At 64.8% G+C, this 22,274-nt stretch carries 22 protein-coding genes; 19 read left to right on the top strand and 3 right to left on the bottom strand.

What is annotated here, in order from left to right; translation table 11 throughout:
- Nucleotides 1-10: 10 nt before the first annotated feature.
- Both OK351_RS05230 and OK351_RS05225 read left to right on the top strand, forming a co-directional pair.
- The gene (locus OK351_RS05230; RefSeq protein ID WP_265156484.1) at nucleotides 11-1,327 is read left to right on the top strand and encodes a M20/M25/M40 family metallo-hydrolase; all 1,317 of its coding nucleotides are present in this window, start codon (nucleotides 11-13) and stop codon (nucleotides 1,325-1,327) included.
- Between the two features lie 8 nt (nucleotides 1,328-1,335).
- Entirely contained in the window at nucleotides 1,336-2,472 is a 1,137-nt protein-coding gene (locus OK351_RS05225) for an acyl-CoA dehydrogenase family protein (protein WP_265156482.1), read from the top strand.
- On the opposite strand, the gene OK351_RS05220 is transcribed toward OK351_RS05225, so the two are convergent.
- Nucleotides 2,449-2,703 carry a DUF5703 family protein gene (locus OK351_RS05220; RefSeq protein WP_265156480.1) on the bottom strand — a complete coding sequence of 85 codons (255 nt, stop codon included), beginning with the start codon at nucleotides 2,701-2,703 and terminating at the stop codon, nucleotides 2,449-2,451. The two genes, OK351_RS05225 and OK351_RS05220, sit on opposite strands and share 24 nt — an antisense overlap.
- 44 nt (nucleotides 2,704-2,747) lie before the next feature.
- Between OK351_RS05220 and OK351_RS05215 the strand changes: the two genes are divergently transcribed.
- The 3 genes from OK351_RS05215 (at nucleotide 2,748) to mshC (ending at nucleotide 5,199) form a co-directional block, all read left to right on the top strand.
- A complete protein-coding gene (locus OK351_RS05215) occupies nucleotides 2,748-2,957 on the top strand; it encodes a hypothetical protein (RefSeq protein ID WP_265156478.1) in 210 nt (69 codons plus the stop codon).
- Between the two features lie 78 nt (nucleotides 2,958-3,035).
- Nucleotides 3,036-3,860, top strand: a complete 825-nt coding sequence (locus OK351_RS05210; protein WP_265156476.1) for an undecaprenyl-diphosphate phosphatase — start codon at nucleotides 3,036-3,038, stop codon at nucleotides 3,858-3,860.
- A gap of 76 nt (nucleotides 3,861-3,936) precedes the next feature.
- Entirely contained in the window at nucleotides 3,937-5,199 is a 1,263-nt protein-coding gene (gene mshC, locus OK351_RS05205) for a cysteine--1-D-myo-inosityl 2-amino-2-deoxy-alpha-D-glucopyranoside ligase (RefSeq protein ID WP_265156474.1), read from the top strand.
- Here the strand turns inward: mshC and OK351_RS05200 are convergent.
- Together OK351_RS05200 and OK351_RS05195 are read right to left on the bottom strand one after the other, a co-directional pair.
- Complete coding sequence (locus tag OK351_RS05200; protein ID WP_265156472.1) at nucleotides 5,196-6,101, bottom strand: PAC2 family protein; 906 nt, start codon at nucleotides 6,099-6,101, stop codon at nucleotides 5,196-5,198. The genes mshC and OK351_RS05200 overlap by 4 nt on opposite strands.
- Before the next feature lie 112 nt (nucleotides 6,102-6,213).
- Nucleotides 6,214-7,230 carry an aldo/keto reductase gene (locus OK351_RS05195; RefSeq protein WP_265156470.1) on the bottom strand — a complete coding sequence of 339 codons (1,017 nt, stop codon included), beginning with the start codon at nucleotides 7,228-7,230 and terminating at the stop codon, nucleotides 6,214-6,216.
- A 192-nt stretch (nucleotides 7,231-7,422) separates the two neighbouring features.
- Between OK351_RS05195 and OK351_RS05190 the strand changes: the two genes are divergently transcribed.
- The 14 genes from OK351_RS05190 to tatC all read left to right on the top strand — a co-directional run bounded on the left by OK351_RS05190 (nucleotide 7,423) and on the right by tatC (nucleotide 22,252).
- The gene (locus OK351_RS05190) at nucleotides 7,423-9,243 is read left to right on the top strand and encodes a hypothetical protein (RefSeq protein WP_265156468.1); all 1,821 of its coding nucleotides are present in this window, start codon (nucleotides 7,423-7,425) and stop codon (nucleotides 9,241-9,243) included.
- Between the two features lie 9 nt (nucleotides 9,244-9,252).
- The gene (locus tag OK351_RS05185) at nucleotides 9,253-9,966 is read left to right on the top strand and encodes an HAD family hydrolase (protein WP_265156466.1); all 714 of its coding nucleotides are present in this window, start codon (nucleotides 9,253-9,255) and stop codon (nucleotides 9,964-9,966) included.
- A complete protein-coding gene (locus OK351_RS05180) occupies nucleotides 9,963-11,084 on the top strand; it encodes a site-2 protease family protein (RefSeq protein ID WP_265156464.1) in 1,122 nt (373 codons plus the stop codon). The genes OK351_RS05185 and OK351_RS05180 overlap by 4 nt, the downstream gene beginning before the upstream one ends.
- A 48-nt stretch (nucleotides 11,085-11,132) precedes the next feature.
- Nucleotides 11,133-12,164 carry a tRNA (adenine-N1)-methyltransferase gene (locus OK351_RS05175; RefSeq protein WP_265156462.1) on the top strand — a complete coding sequence of 344 codons (1,032 nt, stop codon included), beginning with the start codon at nucleotides 11,133-11,135 and terminating at the stop codon, nucleotides 12,162-12,164.
- A 168-nt stretch (nucleotides 12,165-12,332) separates the two neighbouring features.
- Nucleotides 12,333-13,970 carry a proteasome ATPase gene (gene arc, locus OK351_RS05170; RefSeq protein ID WP_265156726.1) on the top strand — a complete coding sequence of 546 codons (1,638 nt, stop codon included), beginning with the start codon at nucleotides 12,333-12,335 and terminating at the stop codon, nucleotides 13,968-13,970.
- Nucleotides 13,967-15,592 (top strand): depupylase/deamidase Dop, encoded by a 1,626-nt coding sequence (gene dop / locus OK351_RS05165; protein ID WP_265156460.1) that lies wholly within the window; start codon nucleotides 13,967-13,969, stop codon nucleotides 15,590-15,592. The genes arc and dop overlap by 4 nt, the downstream gene beginning before the upstream one ends.
- A gap of 57 nt (nucleotides 15,593-15,649) precedes the next feature.
- Nucleotides 15,650-15,820 (top strand): ubiquitin-like protein Pup, encoded by a 171-nt coding sequence (locus OK351_RS05160; protein WP_371931383.1) that lies wholly within the window; start codon nucleotides 15,650-15,652, stop codon nucleotides 15,818-15,820.
- A 45-nt stretch (nucleotides 15,821-15,865) separates the two neighbouring features.
- A complete protein-coding gene (gene pafA, locus OK351_RS05155; RefSeq protein ID WP_265156456.1) occupies nucleotides 15,866-17,239 on the top strand; it encodes a Pup--protein ligase in 1,374 nt (457 codons plus the stop codon).
- Between the two features lie 114 nt (nucleotides 17,240-17,353).
- Nucleotides 17,354-18,286, top strand: a complete 933-nt coding sequence (locus OK351_RS05150; protein ID WP_265156454.1) for an FKBP-type peptidyl-prolyl cis-trans isomerase — start codon at nucleotides 17,354-17,356, stop codon at nucleotides 18,284-18,286.
- Between the two features lie 39 nt (nucleotides 18,287-18,325).
- On the top strand, nucleotides 18,326-18,721 hold the full coding sequence (locus tag OK351_RS05145; RefSeq protein WP_265156452.1) for an FKBP-type peptidyl-prolyl cis-trans isomerase: 396 nt from the start codon (nucleotides 18,326-18,328) through the stop codon (nucleotides 18,719-18,721).
- A gap of 92 nt (nucleotides 18,722-18,813) precedes the next feature.
- Nucleotides 18,814-20,808 carry a helix-turn-helix transcriptional regulator gene (locus OK351_RS05140; RefSeq protein WP_265156450.1) on the top strand — a complete coding sequence of 665 codons (1,995 nt, stop codon included), beginning with the start codon at nucleotides 18,814-18,816 and terminating at the stop codon, nucleotides 20,806-20,808.
- A complete protein-coding gene (locus OK351_RS05135) occupies nucleotides 20,808-21,167 on the top strand; it encodes a hypothetical protein (RefSeq protein WP_265156448.1) in 360 nt (119 codons plus the stop codon). Before OK351_RS05140 ends, OK351_RS05135 begins: the two co-directional genes overlap by 1 nt.
- Nucleotides 21,168-21,203: 36 nt before the next feature.
- A complete protein-coding gene (gene tatA / locus OK351_RS05130) occupies nucleotides 21,204-21,422 on the top strand; it encodes a Sec-independent protein translocase subunit TatA (protein ID WP_265156446.1) in 219 nt (72 codons plus the stop codon).
- A gap of 77 nt (nucleotides 21,423-21,499) precedes the next feature.
- A complete protein-coding gene (gene tatC, locus OK351_RS05125; protein WP_371931382.1) occupies nucleotides 21,500-22,252 on the top strand; it encodes a twin-arginine translocase subunit TatC in 753 nt (250 codons plus the stop codon).
- The last annotated feature ends 22 nt before the right edge of the window (nucleotides 22,253-22,274 follow it).

The following is a 22,274-nucleotide window of genomic DNA, read 5'->3' as shown; positions in this document are numbered from 1 at the left end:
TCGGGACCAGATGACAACACCGGAAGCAGTTGAACTCATGGAGTCCGAGGCAGTGGAGTTCTGCCGCAAGCTGATCCAGATCGACACCACTAACTTCGGTGGCAACAAGGGCGCCGGGGAGCTCGAGGCGGCCCGCTACGTCGCCGGGCTGCTGGACGAGGTGGGGCTGGAAACCACGATCTACGAGTCCGCCCCGGGACGGGCCAACGTGGTCACCCGGATGGCCGGGGCCGATCGGTCCTTGCCGGCCCTAGTGGTGCACGGTCACCTCGATGTGGTTCCGGCCATCGCCGAGGACTGGAGCGTGGACCCCTTCGGCGCCGAGGTCATCGACGGGATGATCTGGGGCCGCGGCGCGGTGGACATGAAGAACATGGACGCCATGATCATCGCCGCGGTACGCCATATGCGCCGCCAAGGCATCGTCCCTCCCCGTGACCTGGTGATCGCGTTCTTCGCCGACGAGGAAGCCGGAGGGGACTACGGGGCAGGCTGGATGGTTCAAAACCATCCCGAGGTGTTCGCCGGGGCCACCGAGGCGATCAGCGAGGTCGGCGGGTTCTCCGTGGAGATCAACGGACGGCGCGCCTACATGCTGCAGACCGCCGAGAAGGGCATCGCCTGGCTCAAGCTCACCGCCGCCGGGATGGCCGGGCACGGTTCGCAGATCAACACCGAGAACGCGGTCACCCGGCTGGCCGGGGCGGTCTCCAGGATCGGCGAGCACCAGTGGCCGCTGTCGTACACCAAGACCACCCGGGCACTGCTGGAGGAGGTGGCCGAACTGACCGGCCTGGAATTCGACGAGCGGAACCCGCAGCCGCTACTGGAGGCGATGGGCAATGTCTCCCGGTTCGTCGGGGCCACCTTGCAGAACACCTCCAACCCCTCGGTGCTGGAAGCCGGCTACAAGCACAACGTGATCCCGGGCCAGGCCGAGGCGTTGATCGATTGCCGCACTCTGCCCGAGGAGCACGAGGCGGCCGTGGAGACGATCCGCGAGCTGGCCGGCGAACACGTGCAGCTGTCCATGGTGCACCAGCAGCAATCCCTGGAGGTGCCCTTCGCCGGGACCCTGGTGGACCAGATGGTCCAGTCCCTGCTCGAGGAGGACCCCGATGCCGTGGTGCTGCCGTACATGCTTTCCGGAGGCACCGACAACAAGTGGCTGGCTACGCTGGGCATTACCGGTTACGGATTCGCGCCGTTGCAGCTGCCGGCCGAACTGGACTTCACCGGGATGTTCCACGGTGTGGATGAACGCGTGCCGGTTTCCTCCATCAAATTCGGTGTCCGGGTCCTCGAACGCCTGTTGCGCGAATACTAGGAGTGCCCATGCAGATCAACGAGTTGCTGGATGACCAGCTGCTGGAAACCTTCCGCGCCCGGGCCGCCGGCTACGACCGGGACAACAGTTTTTGCACCGAGGACTTCGCGGACCTGGTGCGGATCGGGTACCTCAAGGCGCTGCTGCCGGTGGAGTCCGGCGGATACGGCTGGGACCTGCGCACCCTGGCCTTGGCCCAGCGCCGGTTGGCCACCGCGGCGCCAGCCACCGCCCTGGCGGTGAACATGCACCATGTCTGGGGTGCGGTGGCCAAGATCCTCGACGAGCGCGGCGATACCCGGCTGGCCATGGTCCAGGACTGGATCGCCGCCGGGGAAGTGATGGCCTTCGGCATCAGCGAACCGGGCAACGACTCGGTGCTCTTTGACTCCACCACCCGGGCCGTCGAGCGTTCAGACGGGGCGGTGGAATTCACCGGCACCAAGATCTTCACCTCGCTGGCCCCGGCCTTCACCCGGCTCGGGGTGTTCGGCAAGAACGCCGAGGGGCAACTGCTGCACGGGTTCGTGGCCCGCGGTCCGGGGGTGCGCAGCCTGGAGGACTGGAACACGCTGGGGATGCGCGCCAGCCAGTCGCACACCACCAAGCTCGAAGGAGCCGTGGCCCCGGCGCACTGGGTGCATTCGAGGCTCCCGGTGGGCCCGAACGCCGATCCGCTGGTCTTCGGCATCTTCGCCGCGTTCCTGTCCCTGACCGCCAGCGTCTACGTCGGGCTGGCCGAACGCGGGCTGGAACTGGCCACCGAGGCGGTCGACCGTCGGATTCACCATGACGGGAGCCCGTACAGCCAGGATCTGGGTCCCCGCTCGCTGCTGGCCGAGGCCGGCATGCGGATGATCACCCTGGACGCCCTGCAGCAACAGGTCACCGGGGACCTGGATGCGCTGGTCGATCACGGGCCGGCCTGGTTCCCGAAACTGGTGACCCTGCGCACCCGGGCGGGGGACTGGGCCCGCGAGAACATTTCGGTGGCCGGACAGCTGATCGGCGGCGGAGGGTATTTCCGCGGCAGCGAGTTCGAACGGCTCTATCGTGATGTCCAGGCCAGCTGGTACCACCCGTCCAATGCGGCCTCCGCGGCCAACACCGTGGCCTCGTGGCTAGTTGGTCCGCTGCAGGACTGACTCCTGCAGGGTGCCGGCCACCCGCATCACCCTCCGGCGCAACCAGTACCTGGAGCCGCCGCCCTCATACCGGCAGGTGCGCAACAGCTCCCATTTGCCGTTCTCGGCATGCTCCTTCAGCGCCGACCGGGCGATGTTCTTGGGTTCACCCGGAAACGCGGTGATCACCAGGTACTCGAACCGGTCGTCGTCCGGGAGAAACAATGGTGCCTTGATGTGTTTCTGGTTCACGTGGCCCCCTATCCTTTAGCTGACTGCGGTTGTAGCGTGAGTGCATGAGTATCGACCCAAACTACGCCTTGCAGGTCCTGATCGCCCGCTTGGAACACCACCTGTCGGTGATCTCCCAAAGCCGGGGCGATAACGACTCCGCCGTGGACGCCGCCTTCGGTTCGCTGGCCGATGCCTTCGAGGCCTACGACGACGCCATTTATGACAAGTATGGTGAACTCCTGCCGTTTTCGATACCCAATGACGACGCGTGACTACAACCACGGGCTGATTTTCACCCGCTGGGCGTTTTCGGTTCCGCAATGCCCGAGGCGGTGAAGTAATGTCGAGGGGTGAATTGGTTTGAAGCAGCTTTCTTGGGACTGATCCAGGGGCTCACAGAGTTCCTGCCCATTTCCTCCTCGGCCCACCTGCGTATCGTCGGCGAATTCCTGCCCAATGCGCAGGATCCCGGTGCCGCGTTTACCGCCATCACCCAGTTGGGTACCGAAACGGCCGTGGTGCTGTTCTTCTGGCGGGATATCGTGCGCATCATCGGCGCCTGGTGCAAGGCGATTGTGGGCAAGGTACCGCATTCGGATCCGGATGCCAAGATGGGTTGGCTGATCATCCTGGGTTCGATCCCCATCGGTGTGCTGGGCCTGCTGCTGGAGGACTACATCGATTCCAACTTCCGTTCGCTGTGGGTAGTGGCCACCATGCTGGTGGTCTTCGGCCTGTTCCTGGCCGCCGCCGACCACTACGGCAAACAGGTGCGGCCGCTGGAGAAACTCACCGTCAAGCACGGCATCCTCTACGGTTTCGCCCAGGCGATGGCGCTGATCCCGGGTGTTTCACGCTCCGGCGGTACCATCACCGCCGGTTTGCTCATGGGCTACACCCGTGAAGCGGCCGCCCGCTACTCCTTCCTGCTGGCGATCCCCGCCGTCTACCTCTCCGGGGTCTACAAGCTGGTCAAGTCCTTCTCCGAACCCATGGTGTACTCCATGGCGCAAACCGGCCTGGCTACCGCGGTCGCGTTCGTGGTCGGCTTCTTCATCGTGGGCTGGTTCCTGAAGTTCGTCTCCTCGCATTCCTACCGCCTTTTCGTCTGGTACCGGATCCTGCTGGGTCTGGCGCTCTTCATCATGCTCGGGGCCGGTGTCATAAACGCCTAGTGGGGAATAAAACCCTCCACCAGAGCACTTGGCACATGTAGAGACCGCCTTCGCACCCCTTGAAAGGAAATCCTGCGTGCACGCTTGGAACAGCCCGGAAGTACCGCACCTCGTCGGAAGTGCCCCCATCCTGGAACTCTTCGACACGGCCACCGGGCGAAAACGCCCGACGGCCCCGGCCGAGACGGCCAACGCCCCGGCCAGCATGTATGTCTGCGGAATCACCCCATATGACGCCACCCATATGGGCCACGCGGCCACCTATGTGGCCTTCGACCTGTTGCACCGCACCTGGTTGGACAGCGGGCGTACGGTCACCTATACGCAGAACGTCACCGACGTGGATGATCCGTTGCTGGAGCGGGCCCGGGACCGCGGGCTGGATTGGCGTGAACTGGCGCGGGAGCAAACCGAGCTGTTCCGCTCGGATATGGAAGCACTGAACGTCATTGCCCCGCACCACTACCTGGGAGCCGTGGAAACCGTCGACCTGCTGGTGCCCTACATCGAGAAGTTCGTTGACAGCGGGATCGGCTACACGGTGCCGGCCGGGGACGACGGGGTGGAAGGGGATATCTACTTCGACTCCATCGCCGCGCAGAACGGTGCCTGGCAGCTGGGAACGGTCAGCGGCTACGACCGCCAGCTCATGGAACAGTTCTCCGCCGAACGCGGGGGAGACCCGCAACGTGCAGGTAAACGCGACCCGCTGGACCCGCTGTTGTGGCGCGCCGCCCGGGAGGGTGAGCCCAGCTGGGACGGCGGCAGGCTGGGTCCGGGACGTCCGGGCTGGCATATCGAGTGTTCGATCATCGCCCGCTCCACGCTGCCTGCACCCTTTACCGTGCAGGGCGGCGGCAGCGACCTGATCTTCCCGCACCACGAGTTCTCCGCCGCCCACGCCTCGGCGGCCGACGGCAAACCGCTGGCCGAACTCTTCGCCCACACCGGCATGGTCGGTCTGGACGGCGAGAAAATGAGCAAGTCGCTGGGCAACCTGGTACTGGTCTCGAAGCTGCGCGAAGCCGGGGTGGAACCGGTGGCCATCCGCACCGTGCTGCTCGGCCAGCATTACCGCACCGACTGGTTCTGGACCGATCAGCTGCTGGAGGCGGCGCAGGAACGCGTGGCGCGCTGGCGTGAGCGCATTGAAGGCACCGGGCTGGCCGAAGCCACCGCGCTGCTGACCCGGATCCGTGCCCGGATGGCCGATGACCTGAACTCCCCGGCCGCACTTCAGGCCATCGACCAGTGGGCTGCCGGCAATCCCGAGGGCTCCGGCGAAGGCGAAGAAGTCATCCGCCGCGGCCTGGATTCGCTGCTGGGCCTGAAAATCTAGATCTCGTAGTTCGGTCCCGATTCGCCGCGGCCGGTATCGCGGCGTTTGAGGTACCGTTCGAATTCACGGGCGATCGACTCCCCGCTGGCTTCCGGAAGCCCGCTGGCGTCGGTCGCCTGTTCCAGTTGCCTGACGTAACGGGCCACATCGGCATCCGAACCGGCCAGCTCGTCGACACCGCGCTGCCAGGCCAGGGCGTCATCACGCAGCTGGTCCGCGGGGAAATGCGTGGCCAGCAGCTCCTCCAGGGCATCCACGATGGCCAGCTGCACCTTGGGGCTGGGTGCCTGGGCCACATAGTGCGGCTGTTGCGCCCACAGTGAGAAGGTGGGGATCATCTGCTGTTCGAAAACCATTCCCAGCACCCCGGGAATCCCGGTGGGGCCCTCGTAGTTCGAATGCGTTATGCCGAAATGCTCCTGCAGGGCGGGATTGTCGGAGTTCAGCAGGATCGGCACCGGCCGGGTGTGCGGCACATCGGCCAGCAGCGCGCCGACCGTGAGGCACAGCGCCACCCGGTGCGTGGAGGCCAGGTGGAAGACCTGCTGGCAGAAGGCCTTCCAACGATAGGTGGGTTCCACCCCGATGGCGATCAGCAGGTCGGCGGGCTGCTGCGGCAAGGACAACCGGTAGACGTCGGTCTGCGGCCAGTCGATCACCCGTCCGTGATCGGTGCGCCGCACCTTGGGTCGGCTGAACTGGTAGTCGTAGAACTCGTCGTCGCCCACGGTGCCCAGGTACTCGGGATCGGCGGACCCCAGGACCAGGCGGACCGCGTCGCTGGCGGCAGATCCGGCATCGTTCCAGCCCTCGAAGGCGCACACCAACACCGCCGGTCGGGCCTCGTGGCCCATTTGAGAGACGAACCCGGTCAGGGTTGGCCGTGATCCACCTGAAGTCATCCGTGCCCCATCCTCCTGCATCACCGATTCCAGCCGGTGCCTGCCCCGGCCGTTAATGCCGAGTCTTCCATGACCCGGTACGCAGGGCAACGCTGGCGCACCGGTTTGTGCATTAGCCGCCGAGCGGAACCCCGGTGGTCGGGGCGAAGTCCTCGCTGTCGATGCTGGAGCGCTGGGCGGGGCTGTAGCGGTGTCCGGCGATGGTGTCCTGGTTGATGATGGACCCGACCTGCGCCACCTGCTCCGGGCTGAGCCGCAATGCCCCGGCGCCCAGGTTCTCGATGACGTGCGCGGGGTTTCTGGTCCCGGGGATGACGTGGACATGCCCGCCCTGGGCCAGTACCCAGGCCAGGGACAGGGCCGCCGCACTGGTGTCCCACTGTGCGGCCAGCGCGGCGAGCCGGTCGACCAGTTGCAGGTTGTGCGGGTAGTTCCGGGCATCGAAGCGCGGCATGCGGTGGCGCATATCGCTGTGCGGCAGCGAGTCGACCTCGCGCAGGTTCCCGCTCAGGTAGCCACGGTAGAGCGGGCTGAAGCCGACCAGTGCGATGCCCTGCCCGGCGCAGGCCTGCAGCATGCCCAGCTCGGGGTTGCGGGTGGCCAGCGAGTACTCGTTCTGCACCGCGGCGATCGGGTGCACCGCCACGGCCCGTTGCAGGGTCTGCACCGAGACCTCGGACAGCCCGATGGCGCCGATCTTCCCGGCAACCGCCGCCTCGGCCAACGCGCCGATGGACTCCTCGATCGGCACTTGCCGGTCAAGCCGGTGCAGGTAGTACAGGTCGATATGCCCGGTATCCAGGCGCTGTAGTGAGGCATCGACCTGGTTCCGCAGCGTCTCGGGGCGCCCATCGATCATGCCCCGGCCGTCCACCACGGATAAACCGCCCTTGGAGGCCAGGAAGTACTCGTCGCGGCGGCCCGCCAGGTACCGGCCGATCAGCCGTTCGCTGCGGAACGCGCCGTAGAGGGTGGCGGTATCGATATGGTCCACCCCGGCATCCAGCGCCTGGTTCAGCAGCCGGCCGGCCTGCTCGTCGGTGGGGAAGCCGGAGTACCCGTGGGTGATGTTCATTGCCCCGAAACCCACGGGGTTGACCGGCTTGCCTGCAAGTTCTCGTGTTGACATGTAGCTATGTCTAGCACGTGGGAAGCCGTGGGGTGCGGAAAATGACGATTCGTGTGCGCCGGCCCTCCACCTGGTCCGGTTCCCTATTGGATCCGCGCGCCGCCGCGAATCCGTATGAACCAATCACTTGACTAAAACACGGGTGGTCCTTGATAGATTGGTGGGGTTGTTTATTCACAGCTAAAGGACAAGATGCGGCAGAAAAAGCAGGATCTGCAAGAACTGGTCAACCATGGGCGAAACCGAGTGCTCCGTGCTGCGTGCGCAGTCGGCCTGTTGGTCGGCCTATGCACCGCAATGGTCTTCTTCCTGCTCGGATATCTCCCCGATACACCGTTGCGGGAGGAACTGTACACCCTGCGTTATCGGTTGGCATTCGCTCTCAGGCAGGAGGGGTTGGCAGTGGTCTCCGTGCTAGCGGCCATCGCCATCGCCGCAGCAGTGGCCGTCAGTGATTCGGCGAAACGGATGGGGGAGATTGAATCCGGGCTACGTGAAAACCGGAGGAGCGGCCGACAGCCACTTCGCGTCCTGGTGTCTTTGGCCGGCCTGGAACGGATCACGACGCTTGAATACTGTTTCGCTGTGGGCATGGCCGTGGTGACCGCGGGCATCGCGGTGATTGGTGTGATCAACCGCCTCAACCCGCTGGTGATTGCTACCAGCGGATTGCTGTGCCTGTTCATCTGCATCGAGGCGGTCAGGATCAGCGCGCTGCGCCAGGATGGTATCCGCCTTTCCAACCTGACTCCGTCCTGGGTGGTCCGGGACCAGCTCGAGCAGTTGCGGACTACGCGCCTCGGGGAAGGACCGGCCGGCAACCGTAGTCGGCTGATGCTGCGTAGCGCACAGTTGGGACCACTGATCCTGGTTTCGGCCCATGCCCTGGTGCTGGGCGCTGACTTGCTGTTGCCTCCCGTCTTGTCAGCGGGTCAGTTGATATTAGCCGCCGGGGCGGTTGGCGGCGTGCTTCCCTATGCTGCCACCGTGCCGGTTTCCATGACCGGGGCCGGATCGGGGTTCGAGACGATGTTCATGTACCTCGTGTTGACCGGTTGCGCCATGGGCTTCGAGCAGTACTTTGCCCGCCCATCGCTGTACGATACGTTGCGGAAACGCCGTGTCGAAAACGCGTTCTACCTGGTGATCTTCCTGGTTGTATTGGTGTTGGTGCCGTTGGCGTCTTTCGGAGCGCTTGTCGATACGAGATCCGTGTGGACGCAGAACGCAGGCGTGGTGTTGCTCGTGCTGTTCTTGCTCCTTTTGCTCCTGAGATACCTGGGCCAGCGGGGCATCGGATGCTTCAGGATCCTGGCGCAGCTGTACCTCTCCGAGGCAGAGGGAGCCTTTTCGGGAGGGGAACTGCACCAGAAGGAGGCCGGTGGGAAGAAGCTGCGCACATGGTTCGCACGCCAGGGCTGCCGGGCGTTTTTCAGCCTCTTCCCCGTACTGCTCCCGACCCTTGTTGCGCTTGGAGCCAATGCGTGGCCTGTGGCTCTGTTGCTGATGGTCTTTGGGGTGTGCCTGGAGCTGCTCTGGCGCAGCCTGCGGGCGAAGGAGTTGGAATTGCAGCGGCATGTCGTTCCCCGCAGCACACCTCAGCCCGCAGCGGGTCCGATTGCCCTGGCAAGGGAATCCGCCCCGCTGGCCGTCGTGGCAGGCCTGCTGATGACGCTATGTTGGTTCCTGTGGATCTTCGGCGGCACCGTGAATCCGGCGTCCCGTGCGGTGCTCGGGATCATGTTGCCGTTGTGGCTGGCCGGTGTACTGGGAGGGCATCTGCTGATGTACGTAACCGACCTGGACGGCGCCGCGGCGGTGTTGCGCGATGCACGGCGACGGGATCTGGAGCGGAGCCTCGGCAGGGGCTGGCGCCGGCAGGCCAAGGTCCACCGGATGTACTTGGCTCCCTTCGAGCAGAACGAACCGCTGACCCTCAGTCGGCGCGGTCCAGGGCCCACGCGCCGTCGTCTGTTGGCCGGCGGACAGCGCCGGTTTGCTTCCCTCACGTAGAATTGAGTCATGCCAACCCACAGTTCGACACCACACCCCGCACATCCCACCAGCCACCTGCAGGCCGTGCTGTGGGATATGGACGGAACCCTGATCGACACCGAACCCTACTGGATGGCCGCCGAGGCCAACCTGGTCACCTCCTTCGGTGGCAGCTGGAGCCCGGAGCAGGCCCACGCGCTGGTCGGTGCCGCGCTGCCCGATGCGGCCACGGTGCTGCAGCAGGCGGGGGTGCGCCTGACCTCGCGCGAGATCATCGACGCGCTGTCGGGCGAGGTGATCCGCGGGCTGCGGACCGAACTGATCTGGCGCCCCGGGGCGCTGGAACTGCTCGCCGCACTCTCCGCGGCAGGCATCCCCCAGGCGCTGGTGACCATGAGCGAACGCGGTATCGTCAGCGACTTCCTGGCGCAACTGCCCGGCAGCTACTTCGACGTGACCGTCGCCGGTGATGAGGTGCCCAGCGGCAAACCCACCCCGGTGCCCTACCTGCGCGGCCTGGAACTGCTCGGCGAGAAATTCGAAACACGGCTGGACCCGGCCCGCTGCGTGGGATTCGAGGACTCCCTGCCCGGGATCACCGCCGCCAGCCGGGCCGGGCTGCATGCGGTGCTGGTTCCCAACGCCACCGATCCAGGCCAGGGGCCATGGCGCCGTCTGGACAGCCTGGCGGACCTGACCCCCGGCCACCTCGAGAACTGGTTGGAGCCGATCAACGCGTGAGCGCAACGAAAGACAAAGCCCCCGGCCTGAAGCTCGGGCGGATTGCCGGGGTGCCGGTCTACCTGGCCTATTCGTGGTTCCTGATCACCGCGGTGATCACCGTGGTGTTCGGGATGCAACTGCAACGTGCGCAATGGGTCCCGGCGCCCACCGCCTACCTGCTGGGGTTCACTTGTTCGATCATGATCGCGTTGGCGGTGCTGATCCACGAGGTCGCCCACGCCATGGTGGCGCGGCACTACAAATGGCCCGACGCGCATATCGTGTTGACGCTCTGGGGCGGGCACACCCAGTTCGGTTCGTTCAAGGCCACCCCGGGCGCGTCGCTGGCCGTGGCCCTGGCCGGACCGCTGAGCAACTTCGTGATCGCCGGGGCCGGCTGGCTGGTGAACTCCCTGGTGGAGCTGCCCTTCGTTCCCGGGGCGATCCTGAACTTCGTGATCTACGCTAACCTGCTGCTCGGGGTGTTCAACATCCTGCCCGGACTGCCGCTGGATGGCGGACGGCTGGTGGAAAGCGCGGTCTGGAAGGCCACCGGAAGCCAGGAACGCGGCACCATCGCCGCTTCCTGGGTCGGTCGGGCCATCGCCGTGGGCATCGTCATCTGGTTCGCGGTCATCCCGCTGGTCAGCGGACGTGAACTGGAGATGACCACCCTGGTCATCGGGGTGATGGTGGCGCTGTTCATGTGGCAATCCACCACCGGGCTGATCGCCCATTCCAAGCTGCGCATGCGGCTGCCTGCGCTGAAGGCCGGAAGCCTGATGAGCCCTGCCAGCGGGATGGGCAGCTCGGCTACCGTCGCCGATATCCGCCACCGTCTGGCCCAACGCGGCGGGCAGATCGTCCTGGTTAGCCCGCAGGGGATGCCGATCGCCGTGGTGGACCAAGGGGCGCTCAGCGCGGTGCCGGAATCCGCGGCCGCGCAGACCCCGGCCACCGCGATCAGCCGCGCCCTGGGTAATGGTGCGGTGATCGCCGACGACGCCGACGGGGACGCGCTGATCCACTACCTGGCCACCGTGGAAACCGCCGAGTACGCCGTGATCAACGACGAGGGTTATATTGTCGGGGTGCTGCACCAGGAACAGATCCTGCGCGCCCTGAACGTGCGTTAACCAACTCTTCAACAACTTCGTGATGCAACTAGTCAAAGGAACAGCTCAGTGAGCCAGAACAGCACCACCCAGCCCACCGGGGCGTCGTCCCGTCGAGGCCCCTTCCGGATCGGCGACCGGGTCCAGCTGACCGACGAGAAGCGCCGGATCAACACCATCACCCTGGAAGCCGGAGGCACCTTCCACTCGCATAAGGGCATCCTGCCGCACGAGGACATTATCGGGCTGCCCGACGGCTCGGTGATCGAGAACGCCGACGGCTACCGCTACCAGCTGCTGCGTCCGCTGGCCAAGGACTTCGTGCTCTCGATGCCACGCGGGGCCGCGGTGATCTACCCGAAGGATTCGGCCCAGATTGTCGCCTTCGGCGACATCTTCCCCGGCGCCCGTGTGGTGGAGGCCGGGGTGGGTTCCGGGGCGCTGTCGATCTCGCTGTTGCGCGCCATCGGCGATCACGGGTCCCTGCACTCCTTCGAACGGCGCGAGGAATTCGCCGAGATCGCCCGCGGCAACGTGGACACCGTCTTCGGCGGACCGCACCCGGCCTGGAAGATCTCCATCGGGGATTTCCAGGACAAGGTGGTGGAACTGGAGGAGCCGGGCAGCGTGGACCGCGTGGTGCTGGACATGCTCAGCCCCTGGGAATGCCTGGACGCGGTCGCCACCGTGCTGGCCCCGGGCGGGGTGTGGACCAACTACGTGGCCACCGTCCCGCAGATGTCCCGCGTGGTGGAAGCCATCCGCGCCTCCGGCCAGTTCACCGAGCCCGACTGCTTCGAGACGCTGGTACGCGGATGGCATGTGGACGGGCTGGCGGTCCGCCCCGACCACCGCATGGTCGCGCACACCGCATTCCTGATCACCGCCCGCCGGCTGGCCGATGCCGCCTCGGGCATCCCCAAGGCCAAGCGGGTCAAGGAGCACAACTTCGCCGCCGAGGACGTCTCGGCCTGGACCCGGGACCATGACGACGAGCAGTGGAACCCCCAGGCCCTGGGGGAGCGCGGGATCTCGGATAAGAAACTGCGTCGTGCCGCCCGGGATGCCTCGCGTCCTGCGCGGGCCCGCGAACAGGAGTAGATTTCACTATGTGGGCAATATCGCGTCGCCGAATTCCGGTGACGCGGTGTTCCTTCGTAGGATGACCTAATACGGGCCGGCCGGAAATGGGTAGGGTGCCGTTGCCGATGTCATGGGAGTGATCAAGTGTCCGAGCAGAACGAACCACAGCTCACCGAACGCCTGTCGATGAGTGAACGACAGGTCAATGTGTTGCGGGAGAAGAACCGCAACCTGGATCGGCAACTGGCCACGCTCAGCGGCAACAACCAGCGGCTGGTGGCGATGCTCGAGCGCACCCGCGAACAGATCATCGATCTGAAGTCCGCGCTGGAAAAGGACGGGGACACCCCCTTCAGCCATGGCACCATCCTGGCCAAGTTCCCGCGCAAGCACCCCGAACCGGGCCTGGGGATCGAGTCCACCGCCGTGCAATCGGTGGATGTCAGCCAGGGCGGACGGCGCCTGCGGGTGGGCATCAGCCCGCTGCTGGACTTCGACAAACTGCATATCGGCCAGCAGGTGCTGCTGAATGAGGCGATGGTCGTGGTGGCCGGACTGGGCTACGAGAACACCGGTGAGCTGGTCACGGTGAAGGAGATCCTGGAGAACCACCAGGTGGTGGTGATGGCCCGGGCGGACGACCAGCGGGTGATCGAGCTGGGCCAGCCCTTGCGTGAGGAGCACCTGCGGGTCGGCGACCAGCTGACCCTGGACGGGCGTACCGGTTTAGCCATGGCCCGGGTGCAGCTGACCGACATGCAATCATTGGTGCTCGAGGAGGTCCCGGATATCTCGTATTCGGATATCGGAGGGCTGAGCAACCAGATCGAGGCGATCCAGGATGCGGTGGAGCTGCCCTTCAGCCACCCGGAACTGTACCGCGAACACGGGTTGAGCGCGCCCAAGGGGATCCTGCTCTATGGCCCTCCGGGGTGTGGCAAGACCCTGATCGCCAAGGCCGTGGCCCATTCGCTGGCCCAACGGGCTGCCGCCAAGTCCGGGCGGGAGACCGCGCGCAGCTACTTCCTGAACATCAAGGGCCCGGAACTGCTGGACAAGTACGTGGGCGAAACCGAACGCCACATCCGGCTGATCTTCGCCCGCGCCCGCGAGAAGGCGCTGCACGGGGACCCGGTGGTGGTGTTCTTCGACGAGATGGACTCGCTGTTCCGCACCCGTGGAACCGGGGTGTCCTCGGATGTGGAAACCACCATCGTCCCGCAGTTGCTGGCCGAGATCGACGGTGTGGAACGGTTGGACAACGTGATCGTGATCGGCGCCTCGAACCGCGAGGACATGATCGACCCGGCGATCCTTCGCCCGGGACGGTTGGACGTGAAAATCAAGATCCGCCGCCCCACCGCTGAAGGGGCCGCCGAGATCTTCGGCAAGTACCTGACCACCGAACTGCCGCTGCATGATGCGGAGGTCGACGCCGATAACGGCAACGCGCAGGCCACCGTGGAACGGATGATCGCCAAGACCGTGGAAGCAATGTACGCACTGGAAAGCTACAACGAATACCTTGAGGTCAGTTACGTCAACGGGGATACCGAGATCCTGTACTTCAAGGATTTCGCCTCCGGAGCGGTGATTCGCAACGTGGTGGACCGGGCGAAGAAACAGGCCATCAAGGCGCTGCTGACACAAGGCGAGCGCGGGCTGAAGATGGACTACCTGCTCAACGCGGTCCGCGAGGAATTCGCCGAGCACGAGGACATGCCCAATACCACCAACCCGGATGACTGGGCCCGGATTTCCGGGCGCAAGGGCGAGAAGATCAGCCACATCCGCACCCTGGTCAGCTCGCGGGGTACCGCGTGAGTGCCCGCCGGCTGGTGGGCCTGGAAACCGAATACGGCATCATCCGCCCTTCCATGCCCAAGGCCAACGCCACGGTATTGTCGGCGCAAATCGTCGATGCCTACGCCCAGCTGGTGCGCCAGGGCCGGATCCACCTGGGCGCGGCACGCTGGGACTACAGCGATGAAAGCCCGTTGCAGGATGCCCGCGGCTACCGGGTCAGCCGCGAGAACGCGCACCCCACCCAGCTGACCGACGTGGAACCCAGCGTGGGGGAGCAGCGGGTCTGGGACGCCGAATCTGTGGCATTGGACGCCGGGGATGCGCGGATCGGGCAGACGATCTACCAGGAGCAGGACAGCAACGAGGTGGTCATGAACATGGTGTTGGGCAACGGGGCCCGATTCTATGTGGACCACGCCCACCCCGAGTACTCCAGCCCCGAGGTCACCACCCCACGCGCCGCAGTGCTCTGGGATCAGGCCGGGGACGAGGTGATGCGCCAGGCCGCCGAACAGGTGCGGTTGCTCGGCGGCGGGGAACTGCTGCTGTACAAGAACAACACCGACAACAAGGCCGTCTCCTACGGGGCACACGAGAACTACCTGGTGCCGCGCGCGGTCGAGTTCTCCTCCATTGTGGCGGGGCTGACCCCGTTCTTCGTCTCCCGCCAGATCTTCTGCGGCTCCGGACGAGTGGGCCGCGGGCAGCTGGGCCAGGACCCGCACTTCCAGATCTCGCAACGTGCCGACTTCTTCGAGGCCGAGGTCGGACTGGAAACCACGGTCAACCGCCCGATCATCAACACCCGGGATGAACCGCATGCCAGCTGGGAAAAGTACCGCCGGCTGCATGTGATCATCGGGGATGCGAACCTCGGCCAGGTGTCCACCCTGCTGCGGGTGGGCACCACCAACCTGGTGCTGGAGCTGATCGAGACCGGAAACGCCCCGGTACTGGAATTGGACGACCCGGTGGCGGCCCTGCAGCAGATCAGCCACGACACCGGGCTGCGGGCCACCGTGCGTTTACGCGACGGCCGGTTGATGACCGCGATCGACATCCAGCACGAGTACCTGAACGCCGCCGAGGCCTACTGCGCCCAACACCTGGTCACCGATGCGGACACCACCGAGATCCTCACCCGCTGGCGGCGGACCCTTGAGCTGCTGGCCAGCGACCCGGCCGCGGCGGCCTCCACCGTGGACTGGATCGCCAAACACCAGTTGATGACCTCTTTCGCCCAACGCCACCAGGTCGGTTTCGACGACGCGCGGATCGCGCTGATGGACCTGCAATGGGCGGATCTGCGCCAGGACAAGGGCCTGTACTACAGGTTGGCGGCCCGCGGCCGCATGGAAACCCTGTTCAGCGCCGAACAGATCGCCCACGCCGTGACCAGCCCGCCGGAGGACACCCGCGCCTACTTCCGTGGCATGGTCCTGCAGCGTTACCCGGAGAACGTGATCGCGGCGAACTGGGATGCGATGTCCTTCTCGCTGCCCGGGGCACGCAAACTGCGTCGGGTGCCGATGCCCGACCCGCTGGCATCGAACCGCGCCGAACTGGGCGCACTGTTCGACGCCGAGCTGGAAATCAGCGAATTCATCGGCGAACTGGCCAAACACCAGTCAGTTGGCTGACAATGGCCCCAGCAACCACCCATACCATCCAAGGAGCAGAAGATGAGCCAGGAAAGCATCTCAGCACGCAGCAACAAGCAGACCCAGGGCCAGGAGGTCGACCAGCAGGCCATCAACGTGCAGGGCACCGATGCCGGGGTTGACGACCTGCTTGATGAGATCGATTCGGTGTTGGAGTCCAATGCCGAGGAATTCGTGCGCGGCTTCGTGCAAAAGGGCGGCCAGTAACCCGATCCCGGCATATATCCGCAGCACGCTTCGAAGGGAAAACAGGTGGATCGCAGGATCTTTGGCATTGAAACCGAATACGGACTGAACTACGTCCCCAGCGACGGCCGCCGGCTGACCCCGGAGGACGCCGCCCGGCACCTGTTCAAACCGGTGGTCGAATGGGGCAGGTCCTCGAATGTGTTCCTGGGCAACGGCTCTCGGCTGTACCTCGATGTGGGCTCCCACCCGGAATACGCCACCGCAGAATGCGACCAGATCGACCAGCTCATCGCCCACGACCGGGCCGGTGAAATGATCCTGCTCGATCTGGTGGAACAGGCCGAGGAGGAGCTGGCCGACGCCGGGCACCGGGGGCGGCTGTTCCTGTTCAAGAACAACGTGGATTCGGCCGGAAACTCCTACGGCTGCCATGAGAACTACCTGATCCCGCGGCGCACCGAGTTCAAACGGCTGGCCGATATGCTGATCCCGTTCCTGGTGACCCGCCAGATGCTCACCGGTGCCGGGAACCTGGTGAAGGTCCAGGACCAGACCCGCTTCGTCTTTTCACAGCGGGCCGACCACGTCTGGGAAGGGGTCTCCTCGGCCACCACCCGGTCCCGGCCCATCATCAACACCCGCGACGAGCCGCATGCCGATGCCGAGCACTACCGCCGGCTGCATGTGATCGTGGGCGACTCATCGATGAGCGAGACCACCCAGTTGCTGAAGATCGGCGCCACCGACCTGGTGCTGCGGATGATCGAATCCGGTGAGATCTACCACGATTTGCGCCTGGAAAACCCGATCCGCTCCATCCGCCAGGTCTCCCATGACTTCACCGGGCGCAGCGTCGTGCGCCTGATGGGCGGGGATGAACCTACCGCCCTGCAGATCCAATGGCAGCTGCTGGAACTGGTCAGCGACTTCGTGGCACGCCACGGTGCCCACAACGAGCACGTGCCGAGGGTTCTCGAATTGTGGGAACGTACCCTGAACGCCGTGGAAAGCCAGGACTTCAGCACGATCGATAGGGATATCGACTGGGCGATCAAGCACAAGCTGATCACCGGCTACGCACGGAAGAACGGGCTGGATCTGGATTCGCACCGGGTCGCGCAACTGAACCTGACCTACCACGACATCGATCCGGAGCGTGGCCTGTTCCACCTGCTGGCCCGACGCAATCTGGCCAGCACGGTGCTGACCCCGGATCAGGTCAAACACGCGGTGATGAACCCCCCGGCCACCACGCGGGCGGCCATCCGCGGCAAATTCGTCACCGCCGCCAGGGCCACCGGACGCCGCTACTCCACCGATTGGGTCCATATGAAATACGAGGAGGGGCCCGGGGGAGTGGTGCTGTGCAAGGACCCGTTCGCCACCGAGGATGCGCAGGTCGATGAGCTGATCGAACTGATGCGGCAACCCGTTTAACCAGCGAAAGATTAGAACTTTCACAGATACCACCATTAATCTGGAATCAGTGGTTCGTGCCCCCCGGGTCCACGACACCAGAGATAACCAACCCCTGCTACGAAAGTAGAACCTGTGCGCAAAGTCCTGGCAGCATCCGCCCTTGCCTCCATCCTGGCCCTGGCCGCCTGTGGCTCCGGCTCCGGCGGAGCCCTGAGCGACATCGAGGTCAAACCCGGTGCGGATGAGAACAGCGAACCGTCGGTGCAGATCGATGCGCCGCTGCTGACCGAGAAGTCCGAAGCCGTGGTGCTCATCGACGGCGAAGGCGAGCAGATCAGCGAAGGGCAGAACATCACCCTGAAGTCCGGGATCTACAAGAACATCGATGGCCTGCAGACCGATGCCAACTTCACCGGTGCTGCCGTGCCGATGACCGTGGATGCGGCCATGAAGGAACAGATGCCCGAGCTCTACGACGTGCTGCTGAAGGCCAAGGTCGGTGCCTGGATCGCCTACACCACCGTGGACGGCACACCGAACCCCGATGGCAGCACCGCCGAACCGGTCGATGGTGCCCGCGCCGAACGGGTCATCGTGCTCAACGTCCAGTCCGCCAGCAGCCCGAGCAGTGCGCTGGGCGATGAGGAGGTCAGCGAGCTGAAGGACAGCGGCAAACTTCCCAGTGTCGACACCAGTGGCGATGAGCCGACCATCAGCATTCCCGAGGATACCGACGCCCCGGCCGGCCTGGCCATCGACGTGCTGGAGGAAGGCGACGGCGAGGTAGCCACCGAGACCTCGGATGTGGAGGCCTTCTACACCGGCGTCCGCTGGGAGGACGGCGAGGTCTTCGACGGCAACTTCGACAGCGACAGCGCCGCCGCCTTCAACCTGCAGGGTGTCATCAAGGGCTGGACCCAGGGGTTGAGCGGCCTGAAGGAAGGTTCCAAGGTGCTGCTGAGCATCCCGTCGGACCTGGCCTACGGCGAGGATGAGAGTTCCGGACGGCCCACCGGCCCGCTGGTGTTCTACGTAGAATTGACCAAGGTTAGCAACGCCGAGTAATTCGGCAACCATCACGGAAACAAGAGGAAGGCCACAAGTATGTCCTTTGGCGAACGCAACTACGATCGCACCAAGCCGGAAATCGATTTCCCGGGCACCGAGGCACCCACCGAACTGGTCATCACCGACCTGATCGAGGGCGACGGCAAGGAAGTCACCGCCGGGGCGACCGTCCAGGCCCATTACGTGGGTGTGGCCTGGTCCACCGGCGAGGAATTCGACGCCTCCTGGAATCGCGGCTCCACCCTCGATTTCCCGGTGGGTGTGGGCATGGTCATCAAGGGCTGGGACCAGGGCCTGCTGGGCATGAAGGTCGGCGGACGCCGCCGCCTGGAAATCCCCTCGGACCTGGCCTACGGTGCTGCCGGCGCCGGCGGGGCCATTGGCCCGAATGAAGCACTGATCTTCGTCGTCGACCTGATGGGCATCAAGTAATCCACCGCCCGGAACTGTGGCCCCGAAAGCTTTTCGGGGCCACAGGCGCTTAACCTGGCAAATCATCTACCAAGATTGGTTATTGTAGGCTCGTGAGCACTAAGCAAAGTGAAGGGCCCACCAGGGCCGAACGGCTGACGAGCCTGATCTACGCGTTGGCGACCAACGAGCGCCAATGGACCAGCGAACGGATCGGGAAGTACCTGAATCCCGAGGGCACCGAGGAGGCGCGTCAGAAGGCGATCGAACGGGCCAAGGACGAGATCCGCAACGAGTTCGGCCTGCGCCTGCTGGCCGAGGACCACGGCGGGGTGGTGCACTACCGGATCGACACCACCGACTGGTACCTTCCCGCCATCGAGTTCAGTGCCGCCGAAAGCGCGCTGATCGCCCTGGCTTCCAGCCTCTGGAAGGACAGCAAACTGCAGTCGCTGGCGTTGAACGCCACCAGCCGCATCACCGGGGAAACACACACCGAAGCGGATATCGCCCCCTATCTGGGCACCTACCTGCCGCGTTTGTCGATGGACGATCCGAACTTCAAGGACTGCGCCCTGGCGGTCTTCAACCGCAAAACCGTGCACTTCAGCTACCGGGCCGCCAACGGGCAGAAAAGCAGGCGCATCCTGGACGTGTGGGGCATCGGACAGCGCTTCGGTTACTGGTACTTCACCGGCTGGGATCACACCCGGGCCGATACCCGGGTGTTCCGGCTCTCCCGGGTGGTGGGCAAGATCACCCTGGGTAACGCCCCCAAAACCGGTGGCGGCTACCGGAAGCGTCCGGCCGGGTTCTCGATGAGCCAGGTGCTGCAGGACTTCGACCTGCACAACCCGGCCCACCTGGCCACCATTGAATTGCATGGCCAGGCAGCGATGCCGTTGCAGGCCCGTGCCCTGGAACGCGACGGGGACACCATCACCCTGGCCTACGCGGATCTGGAGGCGCAGGCCACCGAACTGGCCAGCTACGGCCCCAACCTCAAAGTGCTCTCGCCGCTGGAGCTGGCCGCACGGGTGCGGGAACTGCTCGCGGCGGCACGCCAGGCCCAGGAACAGGCCATCACCGGTCTGGGTTCCGGAACGGTGAAATACCATCCCACCCGCGCCGCAGGACGCACCTCCACGGCCTCCCAGGTCATGCGCAATATCGACATGATCCAGTACGTGGTCGCCCACGGCGTGGCCACCGTGGACGAACTGGCCCAACGCTACGGAATGACCGCGGCCAAGGTGCGCCAGGAACTGTCGCTGATCATGATGTGCGGTGTGCCCGGCGGGCAACACGACGAGCTGATTAACGTCAATGACGGGGACCTGGACTCCGAGTCGGTGTCCATCTCCAACGCGGCGCTGCTGGCCGAACCGCAGAAGCTGGCGCCGATGGAAGCGGTGGCCGTGCTGGGCGGGCTGAATGCGCTGGCCTCCATCCCCGACTTCGAACACCGGTCCACCCTGGATTCGGCGCTGGGCAAGATCAATGACGCCGTGGCCCGCTATGAGGGCTGGAATGGTGCCCTGGGTTTCGCCCTGAGTCAGGTGCAGGAACAGGACTCCGACATGATGCTGGCCACGGCCATCCGGGAGCACCGGGTGGTCGAAATCGACTACTACTCCCCGAAAGCCGGAAGTCACCAGCTGCGCTTGGTGGAACCGGTACGGATCTTCGAGGACGGGGACCTGCGCTATCTGCGCGGCTACTGCCGCACCCGGCAGCAGCTGTTGACCTTCCGGCTGGACAGGATCCTGCAGGCACGCGCCACCGAGGAGTCCTTCGAACCGACGGCCCGGCACCGGGACGACACCCGGATCGAGCTGCGCTACAACGCCAGCGAGGCGGACGTGGAGGTCGAACTCTACCTGCACCAGGACGTGTTGCCGGTGATCGAGGCCTACAAGCCCATTGCCTGGTCCTCGAAGGTCGGCTCCGGCTACCTGGCCAAGGTGCGCTTCTCCCACCACTCCGTGTTGGCGCCCTTGCTGGCCCGCCACGCGGGTAGGATTGCTGTGGTCGCTCCGCAGTCCACTGCGGATCAGGTCAACCTGTGGCTGGATAGTGCAATGCAAGTTTACGAGGATGGTGCCTAATGCTTCCCTGGTGGTTTTGGATCCTGATCTGGACCGTACTGGTGCTGTCCATGCTCCTGGCCGCCGTGCTGGCCGGGATCCGGCTCTTCCGGCAGGGCATGGGGGTCATCGGCGCGTTGGGGGATGCTGCGGAGAAGTTCTCCCACGACCTGGCGCAGGAGGGGACCGTGGTGCAGTACACACCGCGCACGCGCATCTACCCCTCGGGTACCGACGCCACCCACGCCGATCCGGAGTGGATCAGGCAGCTGAAAGACACCGGGAAAGCCGAGCGGATCGAGGCCCGTCGCATCCGGCGTGTGGCCCGGCGTACGGCGCGTTCCCAGCCGCAGAACGTGTACGACCTGCACTTGTTTTAGCGTAGACTTTGAGGCAAGAGAAAGAAGGGAAACCCCGTGGGTGGAATTCAGGGATGGCATCTGGTCATCATCATTGTGTTGGCACTGTTGCTGTTCGGTGCCCCGAAATTGCCTGGAATGGCACGTTCCATGGGACAGTCGCTGCGGATCTTCAAGTCCGAGGTGCGCAAGATGAAGGACGACGACGAGGATCCCAAGGGTGAAACCATCGACGGTCACGTTGTGGATCCCAAGACCGACGAAAAGAACGACTGATAACGCTTTCGAAAGTGGCAAAAAAACCAGATTCCGGCGCACCAAGGAAGAAGCGACCCAAGAACGCCGAAGGGCGGATGGCGCTACGCGAACACCTCGCCGAAGCCCGAACCCGTTTGTTCAAGTCCCTGATCGCCCTGGCCCTGGCCACGGTTGGCGGATTTTTCCTCTATAACGAGATCCTCGAGTTGCTGATCCGCCCGGTGAATGCCGCCGGTGGGGCAGTGAATTTCGTCGCGGTGATGTCGCCCTTCGACATCATGCTCAAGGTCTCGCTCTTTGTCGGGCTGGTGCTCTCCTCCCCGGTGTGGATCTACCAGATCTGGGCGTTCATCGTCCCCGGACTGAAGAAAAACGAGCGCCGCCTGGGGTACTCCTTTGCTGCGGCCGCCGCCCCGTTGTTTGTCGGTGGGGTGGCGATGGCCTACTTCGTCTTGCCTTTTGCCCTGCAATTCTTCATCAGCCTGGCCCCGCAGAACTCCGAGATGCTGGTCAGCATCGACACCTACCTGCCTTTTGTCTTCCGGCTGCTGCTGGCCTTCGGTCTGGCCATGCTGGTCCCGGTGCTGATGGTCGGACTGAACATGGTCGGCGTACTCAAGGCCAGGATGATCCTGAAGAACTGGCGAATCACCGTCTTCCTGATTGCGCTGGTTGCCGCCATGGCGGCCCCCGGCGGAGATGCGATCACCATGTTCGCGCTGGCCGGCCCGCTATTTATCACCTTTGCCGCGGCCACCGTGATTTGTTGGCTCAATGACCGCAAACGTGTGAAGAAACTGGCCGCCCAGGAAGCGGAAAACGAACGTATGGCCCGCGGAGAGGGCTAAGCCCCCTGGTTGCCGGGACCAA

Source organism: Glutamicibacter sp. MNS18 (assembly GCF_026107515.2).
GTDB lineage: Bacteria > Actinomycetota > Actinomycetes > Actinomycetales > Micrococcaceae > Glutamicibacter.
The sequence above is the reverse complement of the archived record's forward strand: the minus strand, read 5'-3'. Positions and strand labels throughout refer to the sequence as shown.